The sequence below is a fragment of the Blastopirellula sp. SH421 genome (genome assembly GCF_057808535.1).
Map to the genome: position 1 here is coordinate 3,746,933 of NZ_CM173712.1, position 13,419 is coordinate 3,760,351.

At 54.6% G+C, this 13,419-nt stretch carries 10 protein-coding genes; all 10 read right to left on the reverse strand.

Features of this window, described 5'->3' with window-relative positions; genetic code table 11:
* Positions 1-6 precede the first annotated feature (6 nt).
* Positions 7-795 (reverse strand): ABC transporter ATP-binding protein, encoded by a 789-nt coding sequence (locus SH421x_RS15335; protein WP_488850174.1) that lies wholly within the window; start codon positions 793-795, stop codon positions 7-9.
* Complete coding sequence (locus tag SH421x_RS15340; protein WP_488850176.1) at positions 792-1,847, reverse strand: FecCD family ABC transporter permease; 1,056 nt, start codon at positions 1,845-1,847, stop codon at positions 792-794. The genes SH421x_RS15335 and SH421x_RS15340 overlap by 4 nt, the downstream gene beginning before the upstream one ends.
* Positions 1,840-3,006 (reverse strand): ABC transporter substrate-binding protein, encoded by a 1,167-nt coding sequence (locus SH421x_RS15345; RefSeq protein ID WP_488850178.1) that lies wholly within the window; start codon positions 3,004-3,006, stop codon positions 1,840-1,842. The genes SH421x_RS15340 and SH421x_RS15345 overlap by 8 nt, the downstream gene beginning before the upstream one ends.
* Positions 3,006-4,208, reverse strand: coding sequence for a PepSY-associated TM helix domain-containing protein (locus SH421x_RS15350; protein ID WP_488850180.1), 1,203 nt, complete (start codon positions 4,206-4,208; stop codon positions 3,006-3,008). Before SH421x_RS15350 ends, SH421x_RS15345 begins: the two co-directional genes overlap by 1 nt.
* On the reverse strand, positions 4,205-4,684 hold the full coding sequence (locus SH421x_RS15355; RefSeq protein ID WP_488850182.1) for a carboxypeptidase regulatory-like domain-containing protein: 480 nt from the start codon (positions 4,682-4,684) through the stop codon (positions 4,205-4,207). The genes SH421x_RS15350 and SH421x_RS15355 overlap by 4 nt, the downstream gene beginning before the upstream one ends.
* A gap of 46 nt (positions 4,685-4,730) precedes the next feature.
* Positions 4,731-5,690, reverse strand: a complete 960-nt coding sequence (locus SH421x_RS15360) for a DUF1559 family PulG-like putative transporter (protein ID WP_488850184.1) — start codon at positions 5,688-5,690, stop codon at positions 4,731-4,733.
* 478 nt (positions 5,691-6,168) lie between these two features.
* Positions 6,169-7,536, reverse strand: coding sequence for a sigma-54-dependent transcriptional regulator (locus SH421x_RS15365; protein WP_488850186.1), 1,368 nt, complete (start codon positions 7,534-7,536; stop codon positions 6,169-6,171).
* Positions 7,526-9,010 carry a sensor histidine kinase gene (locus SH421x_RS15370; RefSeq protein ID WP_488850188.1) on the reverse strand — a complete coding sequence of 495 codons (1,485 nt, stop codon included), beginning with the start codon at positions 9,008-9,010 and terminating at the stop codon, positions 7,526-7,528. The genes SH421x_RS15365 and SH421x_RS15370 overlap by 11 nt, the downstream gene beginning before the upstream one ends.
* Positions 9,011-9,104: 94 nt before the next feature.
* Positions 9,105-11,966 carry a BatD family protein gene (locus tag SH421x_RS15375; RefSeq protein WP_488850190.1) on the reverse strand — a complete coding sequence of 954 codons (2,862 nt, stop codon included), beginning with the start codon at positions 11,964-11,966 and terminating at the stop codon, positions 9,105-9,107.
* Between the two features lie 76 nt (positions 11,967-12,042).
* The gene (locus SH421x_RS15380) at positions 12,043-13,413 is read right to left on the reverse strand and encodes a tetratricopeptide repeat protein (RefSeq protein ID WP_488850192.1); all 1,371 of its coding nucleotides are present in this window, start codon (positions 13,411-13,413) and stop codon (positions 12,043-12,045) included.
* Between the last annotated feature and the right edge of the window lie 6 nt (positions 13,414-13,419).

Here is a 13,419-nt window from a genome sequence, read left to right on the forward strand (position 1 = left end):
AGTACGCTAAGCCTCTCCCGTGTAAGAATAGGGCGAAGGCCCCAAGACAGCAATCAGCGGACGCCCCCCAGAGTCCCAGGTCACACGGGATTCGACTTGGTATACCTCGGCGATCATCGATTCGGTGAGTACCGCCGCTGGAGCCCCCTGACAACGGATCTTCCCATTTTGCAGCACATAAATAGTATCGGCAAACCGCGCCGCAATGTTCAAATCATGCAGCGCGATGGCGGTGCTTAGCCCACGCGTATCGGTCAGGCGGCGGATAAAACCACAGACGTCAAACTGCCGACGAAGATCAAGGTTCGAGGTCGGCTCGTCCATCAGCAGCACCGTAGGTTCACGAACCACCGCTTGTGCGATCGAAACCATCTGCATTTGCCCTCCGCTCAATTCGTTGACATAGCGATTCGCGATCGGGCTAAGTTTTAATTCCTCCAGCAGACGTTCCACCAGGTCGGTCACTTCTTCGGTGACGCGCCAGCCAAGTTGATGAATGCGTCCTAGTAGGACCGCCTCAAACACGGTGAGAACGCCCTGGGAGGTGAAATCCTGAGGCAGATAGCTGATGGACGCCGTAATCTCGCGAACCGAAAGCTGGCGCAAATTCTTCCCGTCGAGACTGATTTCGCCTGTTGGTCGCAGGAATCCGCCAAGACACTTTAGCAGTGTTGATTTTCCCGCAGCATTAGGACCAATGATCGCGGTGACGCCGGGGCCGATTTGAACATCGACATCGGTCAGTATCGGCACCGCATCATAACGGAACGAAAGCTGATTCGCAGAAAGGATCACCAGTAGGCTCTCCTTTTGAGCAGGGCAAGTGCCGCGAAAAACGGGGCGCCGAGCGCCGCAGTCGCGATTCCGATCGGAAAAATTGCACCAGGGATAGCCAGCTTGCAAATGACTGCCGCTGTGGAGACGAGCAGTGCTCCATAGATAGCCGCCAGCGGCATAAAAAATCGCTGGTCTTCGCCAACTGACGCACGTGCCAGATGAGGAGCGACGAGCCCCACAAAACCAATTGCCCCTGTAAAGCAGACGGCGGTCGCGGTCAAAACGGAGATCCATCCCAACGTCAACATTCGTAGTTGCTCGACATCAACTCCCAAGCTGCGAGCGTGATTATCTCCCAGTCGCATCGCGGTTAGACGCCAAGCATGCGTAGCCAGCCACAGCATAGCCGTAGTCAATACGATGCCAAGCATTGCAACCTTACCCCAAGTCGCCCCTTGCAGGCTGCCAAAGATCCAAAAGACAATCGCTTGCAATGTGTCATCCGAGGCGACGTATTGCAAAAAGGCGACTCCTGAACTGAAGATGAAGTGGAGCGCTACGCCGCCAACGATTAGCGTTTCTGTCGAACCTCCTCTGATTCGCCCGACTCCATAAATCAACGCCGCGCCAAAGAGAGCGCTGGCAAAAGCAAATCCCGGCACCAGGAGCGTGGAGGCGTATGCAAAGGTTCCTCCGCCAACTACCAGCGCTAGCGCCGCTCCAAAGCTGGCCGCGGCCGAAATGCCAAGCGTAAAGGGACTAGCCAGCGGATTATTCAAAATTGTCTGCATCTCGGCGCCGGCCACCCCCAAAGATGCTCCCACCAACAGCGCCATCAGAGCCGTGGGCAAGCGAAAAGTCCAAACGATTGTTCGTAACGAATCGCTCGCCGAACTTGGATTACCTATCGTCGCTATAACCTCTGAGATTGGCAATGCTGCCGGGCCTGTCAAAATATCACCGACAAAAGCGATGACAATCAGCGTCATCGACAAAGCGACAATCAGTAGCCGACGTCTCCCCAGACGTTTATATCCACCGCTTGCGGCTTGCGGCAATGAGTCACTCATCGTAGATACTTGTCATCCAGACTCCACTAAACTCGATCGGCATGAAGCGTTCATGATACTCGTGCAATCGCGCTTCGGGGTCAAGCTGTTCAAATTCCTTCGGATAAAGCCATTGCGCCAATTGTTGCACAGCGGCAAATGCAGTAATGTGACTCCCAAAACGTGTATGGATTGCGTGAACGCGGCCGGTTTTTACCGCTTGAATGCTTGACCAACCGGGTCGATTGGCGAACTCTCGCAGGCGTTGCTTCGCATTCATCCGATCGGCGAAATAGCCAAGCCGCAGACTGTCTGGAAATGCTGTCCAGTGCGCCCCAGTGATGACGATGACCTGCGGATCTTCCGTCAGCAAAAGTTCCGGGTTAATCACTCCCATTCCGTACATGCCAGAGACCGAATCGGAAGCGATATTGCGGCAGCGAATCTGATTGAGCACGCTTCCCCAGTTGGCGAGCTTCCCCTGGTCATCGCTGCCAAACGTATTTCCGTATTGGCTCGCTCCTAGCGTGCCGGCTTCCAGGTAAATCGTCGGCAAAGGCGAGTCCAGCTTTTCGAGCTTATTGGTTACCCCGAATATCTGTTGGTCAATCCAATCCGCGGCTGCGTTGGCTCGCTCCCGCTTGTCAAGCGCTTCTCCCAACAGCCGTATGCTCCGCTGCGGGTCACGCAAAGGATCCGAAAATTCCAGATAAAGCAAGGGAACGCCGGCGTTCTCAAGTCGCTCTAGTCCTTTTGAATTCCGATCGCGCATGTACGTGCTCATGATCACTAGATCTGGATTCAAAGCTAACACTGCTTCTGCACTAACCGTATCGCGCAGCACATCTCCCAGGACCGTCGCTTCTTTCAGCTTAGGAAATCGCTGCACAAACTTCTCATAGGCGTCTTGATCTCCGGTCTTCAGCGAAGAATCCCAGCCGATCAACTTTTCTTCTAATTCATCGCCTAGCACCGTCGCCAATTCATACATGCAGAGACTACGCATGAGCACGATGCGTTTGATCGGACGCTTCAAAGCGACGGTCCGCCCCGCGAGATCAACAATCGTGATCATTTCGCTAGTTGCTGGCGCAGGCAAAGGCGCCGGCGAATTAGAACACCCCGCGAAGAGGACGGCGCTGATCGTCGCCATCACGAGAACCTTGTGATTATGTCGCATTAGACTCTTTCCACGGCAGAGTTTTTCTTTGTCCTCGCGACCGAAGACCGGGAATGGCTTTTCCGCAATTTGGCGCTCCGCCGTTTCCACCAGAGCAAAACACCAGTGACATAAAGGATGGCAGGCGTCAAACCAAGAAAAAAAATAACCCAGCGTCCGGCGATGCCAAACGCTTCCCCATTGTGCAGGGGAAATTGCCAAGCGAAGAGAATATCGGCGGCGCTGCTATCGTTCCAGTCGCGCACGGCGAGAATTTTGCCATCGAATTGATCAATCCAGATTCGGCTATTGCCAGAACTTTGCCGTACTTCTCCCTGGCGACGTACGCGCAGTACGTAGGGATCATCTTCTTTCAACGGCAAATATATCCGCTTGGTTTGATCATCCGCAAAAACGCTCTCAGCAGCGGCTACCGCTTGGTCGGTATCAATCTTTACGGCATCACTTTTCGCTTTCGAGCGCAAGTCTTCTGTTGGAAATTTCGTCTCGGATGAAATCCACGTAACTGAAGGTTTGATCCATTGAGGAAAGACCAAGTAAACGCCGGTAAACGCGACGACAAATAGCAGCGGCGCTGCGACAATTCCGACCAACTTATGGACGTCGTAGTTGAAACGACTCTTATCGCGTAATGCGAAAGCAGCTCGCCAACTATGCTTCCACAGCGGCCACCAAAGACAGATCCCGGAAACAATCGAAAGCATCAATGCAATTCCGCTGAGACCGACCAGCGTTGCTCCCGTTGCTCCAGAGAGCAACTGCATATGCAGCAGGTAGATCCACGACGCCAGATATTCTCCTCGGATCCGTTTTCCTGCTACTTGCGGCAGGTGCGTATTGACGTAGACATGCGTAAAGACGGGAACGTCCTTCGGTCCGGATTGAAACCAAACGGTCCAGACCCCACTCTCCTCGCTTGGCCAATCGACAAACCGCGCTGGCTGAGCGGTCTCTCGTTCTGCTATTGCGATCGCAGCGGATAATCGAATCGGATCTCCATCGCTAACCGCCGAAAAGATTTCTGGATGAAGCCAGCGGTCGATTTCGTGATGAAACGCCAGGAAGCTGCCGGTGAGACTGGTCACGACAAACAACAGTCCTAGCGTCAAACCAATCCAACGATGAATCTTCAACCAGGTTTTGCGTAGCCGTAATTTCGTCCCCACTGATTTGCGTCCGACACAACGACGATCGTCGCTCACTGCAGCGACGATCCTTTCAAAATAGTGACCTTTTCTAGGACTATCGGCTCAATCTTGTTATCCCCGGCCTTGATCGTGACGTTAATCTTCGACCGTTGCGGATCTGAAAATCGTCCCTCCAACCGATCCGGCGGCGGAGGCGCCATCCCGCCACCCGGCGGTCGCCAAGCAGGATCTGGCCATTCGATGGATACTGCGTATTCTCCCGGAGGAGCGCCATCCGGACCCGAATAGGTTGTCAGTTGAAACACCCCATCCGCATCAGCGCGTCCACTCGGAGCAAGCGGCGAATTGACGCCTGACTGCTTCGCTTTGGGATAGAGCCTGACAATCGCCCCTTTGGCTGGAACACCATTGACCGTGATCGTTCCCGAGGTGGGATATGTTGGAATCGTCTCGTATGCGGGACGACTATTGCAACCGCACAAAGAAACAAGACCGAGAATTGCCCAAAGAGCGACTCGAGGGACGTTCATTGATTATTAATTCTTTTTAAACAGAATGCGAGCTTGGATTGGCAGACTAGAACTCGCCTAGCACTTCCCCTTCGTTGCGTCCAATAAAGGCGCGAAATATCAACTTGTCGACCGTCTCACTCACGAAGCGAACTGAACCGTCTCCAGCCGAAGCGTTCATACCGCCAGAGTGAAACGCATAGGCGCCTCCCCAGTCGTTGGTGCAGTTGATGACGCATGGACCGTAGTAGATCGTGCCGTCAAAGTTCCAACTGCGAATTCGGTCATGTTGGGTTGACGCCCACCAACCCTGAAAGTGCGTATCGACCACTTGCGGATAGCTGTACTCACTCGCGTCTTTGGGTGAGCCGTTCGCTTTGACGACACTGGGAAAATTGGCCCGCTCGAAAAAGAACATCGTATTCGACAATCCGTCGGTGATTGCGTTGAGTCCAACCGTCGTTTTGTAGCTACCGTCAAACAAGGCGCCTGTGATTTCTCTGGGAGTGATGGTGTCGTCGCGAAAGCTACGGGCAATGAAATAGTCACTGGTACCCGCGACCATGGTATTGTTTAAAGTCGTGGTCGCCTGATCCTCAATGATCCCTTGAATCTGGCCGCTTCCCCGCGGAGTCGAAGGGCAGTTGAACATCGTCAACTGCGCGCCAATCACCGCCTGGTTAGCCTGATCCGAAACTCCGTTCGTTGCACTAGGATTGAACAAGTTGTAGGCGGCGGTTTGCTCCAGTTGCGGCAAGAGTGCGATTCCCCAACTGCTGACCCATTTCCCTGCGTTGTAGGTGATTCCCATATCCGGAAACGGCAGCGAACGGTGCGTGTCGTGGTAGTTGTGGATCGCTAATCCCAATTGCTTGAGTTGATTAGTGCACTGCATTCTCCGCGCCGCTTCTCGCGCTTGCTGCACAGCCGGCAACAACAAGGCGATCAAGACACCGATGATCGCAATGACAACAAGTAACTCAACGAGCGTAAAACCACGTCGTTCTTGGACAATAGGGTTTTTCACGGGGAGAAATGACCTTTGGACTAAAGCTAAATCTATTTTTTCAAGTTGGCGTTTGAGCGGCGGGATCGTATCAAGTCAGAACTGTCCCACTTTGGGCTTGGTGAGAGCGATTAGTCATCTCTCGGCATAACACCAAAGCCGTAAAGGCCAGCGGAGAAACGTCATTTAGGCGAGGGCGGCGCTCAGTGCCGCAAAGCTAATTGATACCGCGTCTCACTCCATAAGTCTCGATTCTATTGGGAATACGTTTCTTTGCAAGTGAGGGGGTCATTTCGGCGTTTAGCATTGGGCGCCTAAAGAAACGAAAATCGCCAGGCTTCTCGTCCTAGTAACCTGTTGAAAAACGCCATCGTGGCGCTCTTCAACCTCGCCAGCTTCAAAGCGGAGCTCTTGGCGGCTCGCAAAATATCGACTAACTTCGCGATTATGGCGTCTCATCCATGTGACGCAGTAGCCTGTGGAAATAATCCATAGGCTGCTAGGCGAGATCCTCGACGCCGTATTGCTTGAGCTTTCGATAAAGCGTTTTGCGATCAAAGCCCAGAATTCTTGCGGCGGTAGTTTTGTTGGCGCCGACTGCGTTGAGTACGTGCAAAATATAGCGGCGCTCGACTTCGTCCATCGGCGCTAGTTCGGCGGGGTCTTCACCGCCGATGAAAACTTGCGAACTGCGATAGTCGCGTATTTTTTCGGGCAAGTCTTCTACGGCCAGCTTCTCGTAGCGCGTCAGTGCGACGGCGCGTTCAATAACATTCCGCAGTTCACGTACGTTTCCTGGCCAGGAATACGCGAGCAGTCTCTCACTTGCTTGCTCTGAAATACTTGTGACCGATTTTCCCGCACGCTTGGAGTGGGTTGTCACAAAATGGTGAGCCAACAGCAGAATATCATTGCCGCGAGATCGCAGCGGCGGCAACTCAAGCTGAATAACATTAATTCGATAAAACAGATCGTCCCGAAATTTTTGCTCCTCAACCGCTACTTCAAGGTCTCGGTTTGTCGCAGCTAACAGGCGAACGTCGAATTCAATTTCCTTGTCACCACCCACAGGACGCAGCTTGTTCTCTTCCAGCGCTCGCAATAGTTTTACCTGCATTACAATCGGCATCTCGCCAATCTCATCCAGCAATAACGTCCCCCCCTCGGCTTGCAGAAACAATCCTTTGCGTTCGGTTCGAGCGTCAGTAAACGCGCCTTTGGCGTGGCCAAACAGTTCACTCTCAAGCAGCGTTTCAGGCAGCGCGGCGCAGTTGACCGCTACAAACGGTCCATTGGCTCGCCGACTTTGCCGATGCAGCAAGCGCGCGACAAGCTCTTTGCCGGTTCCACTTTCACCGGTGATCAAGACGGATGACGACGATTCGCCCACGCGTGATATCTGATCAAACAAACGCTGCATCGGCGGGCTTTCGCCGATGATCTCGCCAAAATTACGTGAGTGATCGACGGCGTCGCCCAACAGTTTAACCTGCTGCTGCAATCGCCGATGTTTAACTGCGCGCTCTAAAGAAATCGCCAACAGATCCATTTCAATCGGTTTGGTGACAAAGTCAAACGCGCCAGCACGAATCGCGGCGACGGCTGTTTCTAGACTGCCAAACGCGGTCATGACAATCACCGGTACGTCAGGGCGATTCGCGACAATCTGCTCGCAAAGCTCAATCCCCGATGCACCCGGCATGCGAATATCAGTCAGCACCGCGTCAAAATCAGTTTGTTTCAAAGCGTGAAAAGCCGCTTCGGCCGAGGTAAACCAGCTGGAATCGAAGGACCGTAGTTTCAAATCGGTCTGAATCAACTCGCACATGCTCTGCTGGTCGTCCACGATCAGAATATTACCGTGCATGGGTTGTTTCCGCCGCCGCAGGTTGAATCGGTAAGTAGATAGAAAAGCACGCTCCTTCGCCGGGTAGGCTGGCGACATTGATCCAGCCTTCATGTTCCTGCACAATCCCGAAAGCGATCGACAGTCCCAGACCAGTTCCTTCTCCCACATCCTTGGTAGTAAAAAATGGCTCGAACAATTGCTCTCGCGTCTGTTCGTCAATGCCACAGCCAGAGTCTTGGACGTCGATACGAACATACTCCGCTGCGGCCGCAGAAGCGTCACCTGGGGGGCGCTCCGATTGGCGACAAACCGACAACGCGATTTGTCCCCCCTCAGGAGTCGCTTGAATCGCGTTCATCATGATATTGGTGAACACCTGCTGGATCTGCGCTTGATCAATCGACGCCACGATCCGTTCGGCATGGTTGGCCGTTATGGTCACCCCTTTTTTCTCGGCCAACGGTTGCAGCAAGGCAATGGTTCTTTCGGCCAGCAGACTGACATTCTCGTCGGCACGTTGCGGGCGACTTTGCCGCGCGAAGTCAAGCAACTGGCGCACGATCAAAGTAATCCGGTTGGCTTCCGCTTTAATCGTTTCGGCGCTTTGTCGCGTCTCGGATTCAGAAAGTTTGCCAGTCGCGATCAAGCCGGCTCGTCCGGCGACCACATTAAGCGGAGTTCCCATTTCGTGTGCGATTCCTGCGGCTAAGCGTCCAACTGTCTTTAGCCGGTCCGCATGTCGCAATTGTTCTAAGGTGGCGATTCGGGTAGCTGATTCCTGCCGAATTGTTTCCTGATGTTGCGTGAGTTGCTCACACATTTCGTTCAGCGCCTGCGCCAACAGGCTCAATTCTCCCCGTCCACGGAACGCGAGCGGATCTGAAAAATCGCCGGCCGCGATGCGCTGCGTCTTTTCAATCAGCTGGTCAAGCGGCTTGCCAACCAGCGTCACGCCGGCATACATCACCAGAGCGACGCCGACAACGGATAGCACGCCGATCATCGCCAAAGCGCGATAGATAGCCGAACGATTTTGCTGCTGAAGTTCGACGGCTGGCCGCGAAAATTCTAATGCCGCGCGACGTTGATCGCTGCCGATCACAGGATAGTAGGTGCGCAGCCAAGCTGCGCCCCCTTTCCCATTGACCATGACCGAAACTATCTGGCCATGCGGGGCCTGAGACAACGAATCGGGTGCAGTATCCGACTGCTTTTCTTTGGGCGCGGTGGTTTCCAGTGAAATAAATCGGATCTGGACCAGCTGATTCGAGGAGTGCTCGCCCAACAAAAAAGCGTCGACGCCAGCATCGCCTTGCTGGTCCCACGTCAACAAAAGCTCGCTTTCGATCGACTTTCCGACGCGCTGTGCGTACTCGGTTTGCTCACGTTCAAAGGATGCATTTTGAACGTGAATCGCGATATAAGTGTTCGCCGCCGTAAGCACGGCCACGGCAAAGAGAAAAATCAGGATCAGCTTGGCGGCTAATCGCATGGGAGAATGCCTGTGCGCATGTGGATGGACTTCTGCTGCTCACCATCCGCCGACGGCGCTGCGCGTCATGTTATACCATATACTCGAATCGAGCTCACAGACCGGTTGGCAGGGAACGGATAGGTTCGACCGCTTTCATGGCTGTCCACCCGGTCTGACCTTGCGCGGTTCGAACTTGTATCCAATGGCCGCGTTGGGCCAGCGCCACCACGCGTTGCCCTTGCGCCTGGTCGAGAGCCGTCACTTCTTCAAATTGAGTTCCGTCCCCTGCATGCAGCGTCAACCGATCAACAATAATCACCGCGTCGCCGCTGTTGCTAGGAGCGGTAGCCGCTAAACCGTAACTGCTTAGCGAAACCAGCAGCAGCATCAACGGCGCCGCAGCAAACCGCCAAACATGAAAGCGAAATCCGGCCACGCGAACGATCCACAGCCCCCAAAAGGTCAGCGAGGCCGCAAGGATCGCGCCAATCACCACTGGCAAACCAATGACCTGAATCACCCAATCATTGGCCGACCGCAGATGATGCAAAATCCAAGCAACCGAGATCGGTCCTTCGCTAAGGCGTGCCGAATCTTGATGGTCGGCGATCCCTTTCACTTTGTGATTGGCGAACCGCAAATTCGCTAGCACCTGTCGGTTGGTAGGATCAAGCTCTCGTGCATGCTCGTAGTTTGCAATCGCTCGCCCTAGTTCGCCGCTTTGCATGCAAGCGTTACCTAAGTTCAAAAAGAGTTGACTGTGTTGAACGCCTGCATCGACCAGCAGTTGGTATCGGCCGGCCGCTGTCTCAAAAAACTGCTTTGCAGCGGCAGCATCAGTCGCGGCCAGTTCGGTGGCTCGCGTATAGTCGGCGCTGGCTTCGGCCAAGAGAGCTGCTTGTTGTTGCATGTTCAACTTTACCGGCGCGATGTCTGTTGCGGTATTCGAAGCTTGATCGGCAGCCCAACCAAAGCTTGCCGAGACAGCGAGTATCATTGTCGCGATAATCAGCGTTAGCGTACGTCGTAGCCCGCCGGTAGAGGCGGTTTGCGGCAACGACTGGGAGCGGCGAATCACTCTGTTTTTCACCGATCGAAAAGCCGCATCCAGCTTTTCAACCAAGCGGATCGCCGCTTGTCGATCGTCTGATGAAACGCCTGAAGCATCCTCCGCGGCGAATCGAGATTGAAGCTCTTGCATCATAGAGTCCATTTCATGGGCCAGTTCATACATTCCGCTTAGGCGAAGCTGTCCTAGCGCGGCGCTGGGTGTCTTGCACGGTGTACGCGTAGCTCGAGCGACATACAGGGTCAACGCATCCACGATCGCTGCGCGCGAGGTTGCGGACTCCAGGGCCATCACGCAGCGCTTCCGCGGAGCTTGAAAGCGAAGCAGCCGATCCATGATCTCGCGCCGATTGAACATCAACAGCATTGCCAAACAAACGCCGGGCGGAAGCACCACCAACGACCACCACCAAGCAATTGATGAAGGTACCGATTGCGAAACGAGAATCGATTCCGCATGGTTGTTGGTGAAGTCAGGCAGCTCCGCAACAGGCGTTGGCTGCGATTCAGCATCGTGCGATTGATCTCCACGCGAGTTTCCCACAATCGCATCCAAGGCCAGAGTTTCGGACGGACTGACGGTGATTGCGATCGGCTCACTTGAGACGGTTTGAAACGATTCCGTTTCAGGATCAAAAAAGCTGAAAGGAATCGCGGGGATCGCAGTAATCCCCGCTTTTCGCGGGCGAATCGTGGTTGAAAAAACTTTGGTTCCGTCCTTCACAAAGCCGGCCAGTGATTGATCATCCACGTGAAAATTGGTAGTCAGCTCAGGCAACGCATGCAGCGGCGGAGCCTGGACTAGTTCCATAGGCCCGCTGCCGATGATCCCGATGTCCAAGGTGATGGGATCGCCGGCTTCGACAGTCGTCGGGGTGGCTCGCGTAATCATTTGATAATGCCCTACCGCGCCGCGATAGTCGGCCGGTCGGCCTGCTTGGGGAACAGGCGCCACTTCAGTCGCATCGACGCTCACCTCGCCGACAATCGGACGAGACGAGGTTACCGCAAGCTGATCGCCAAAAGGAGACGCAAAGAAATCGTCCTCCATCATCCGCGACATCAACGAATTGCCCCCGAATGGACTCCCTCCCAAGAGACCGCCAAACGAGGCCCGCGATGCGCCAAGCGCCGTAGGATAATTGACCACGATTTGCACGTCGTCAGCGTCGATCTTGCCTGACCGCTTGGGATAGACGGTCGCCGTAATCTGATAGAGGTAATAGCTGCGTTCGTCTCCCTGGCCGTTATCACGTAGCACTTCTTGTCCGGCGGGACGTTGATTGTTTTCGGCCAATTCTCGCAAGCGATCGACGAACCCACCCCAAGCAGTTTGCTCAGAGATCATGTTCCACATGTCCCCTTCTGACAATGTGATGTTTCGCTCTGCATCCTGAAAAGGTTTGATCCAGATCTTCAGCGTCAATTCCAAGGGTTCGCCGACAAAAACTTTCTCTTTGCTGCCGCTGATCTCCACAAATAACAGATCGCCGGTAACGCTTTGGGTTGCGACAAACCGTTGCGGCTGAGTCGTCCTCTCTTTTCCATCCACGTTGATGGTTAGCGCTGGAAGTTCAAAGCTTCCCGCGCGGCGCGGAGTGATTAAGTAACGCATCACCACGCTCCGGCTTTCGCTGCGGCGACCGTTGATGATCGTGATCTGAGAGCTTTGCGCCGGTGGGCCGGCAGAGCGAATATCGCAGCCATCGATCTGCGGCAAGGCCGGCTGCTGGTAGTCGTTTGCATCCGAAATCGCAAGCTGTAAGTTCAGCGGCATGCCGACATAAGCTTCGCGCGACGACAGCCGAGCCGCGACCTCGCCTGCTTGGACGCTGCCCGCCATCCCGCCGCAGCAGATCGCCGTCAAGGCAAGCCATGCCGAAAGGTAAGCTCTTTTGTTGAACATTTCTATTTCTCCCAACGCCGAAATCGTATTGTTTTGTCTTGATCAATCACACCACGCGTCAAATGGAGCACGCTCTTTACCAGTCGCGATCGACAGGAACATGACGAGCACGTTCTGCTTGCTGTTGTTGCATGCGACGCAACATGTCCCGGTCGCGAACTGCTTGAAGCATCTTGAGCGCCTCCTCTTTAGACATCAAACCTTCCTGGGCGTTCCCCATCACCGCAGCTTGCGGTTCGCCAGACGCCTGCTCTTGCTCATTGGCGGCAGATAGTTGACCAGTCGGAACCGCTTCAGGCTCGCCGCTTTCTTCCTTCGCCGTTGGTTCGCCGGCGGCCGACTGCGGGGATTGTGTCGGTGATTGTTGGTTAGCAGGGTTGTCATGCGGCTTATCTTGCTCTGGCGATGACTCTGGTTCCGCTTGTTGCTCCTGATCCATCGACTTCCCTAAATCTTCTTGGGGATCCCCCTGCTCTGGTGAATCCTCAGGCTTTTTCTTCTGCTCGTCAGACGGTTCCCCCGCTGACGACTGCGACGGAGAATCCTGCGGCTCTTGCTGTTGATCCCCCTGCTGCTGTTGGTCCTGCTGTTGATCCTGCTGTTGATCCTGTTGTTGATCCTGTTGTTGATCCTGTTGTTGATCCTGTTGTTGATCCTGTTGTTGATCCTGTTGTTGATCCTGTTGTTGATCCTGTTGTTGATCCTGCTGTTGATCCTGCTGTTGATCCTGCTGCTGGTCCTGCTGCTGGTCCTGCTGCTGGTCCTGCTGCTGGTCCTGCTGCTGGTCCTGCTGCTGGTCCTGCTGCTGGTCCTGCTGCTGGTCCTGCTGCTGGTCCTGCTGCTGGTCCTGCTGCTGGTCCTGCTGCTGGTCCTGCTGCTGGTCCTGCTGCTGGTCCTGCTGCTGGTCCTGCTGCTGGTCCTGCTGCTGGTCCTGCTGCTGGTCTTCTTGCAACTTACGGATCAGTTCGTTGGCCAATTCGATATTGGCGCGGGCATCGGTATTTTGAGGATTGCTGCGGAGTGCTCCACGATAATGCGAGATCGCCGCTTGCAGAGATTGGATCGCCGCGTCTTTGTCTTGTTCGGCCTGTTGCAAACCCTCGTTGTAATAACAATTGCCCAAGTTGAAACGGCTGTTGGAAGCCAATCCTTGGCTGCTAGAAGCGGCGGCCTGAGTGAACGCTTGTTTCGCCGCCGCGAGATCGCCGCCGCGAAATTGAGCCACCCCCAGGTTGTACTGCAACGTTTCGCGGTCGTCGTTTGTCGGTTGAATTTGCTGATAGCCGTCAATCGCCGCTTCAATCTTCCCCTCCCGCAACAACGCATTGGCCGCATTGATGCGCGTGGCCGAATCGGTCTCTGCCGCTAGTGAGCTGGTCGCAGCCAGCGAAGGGAGGGCAAGCGTCGCAAACAGCAACAGGGTCAATAGCTTGGTGAGGTATCTCATGATTGG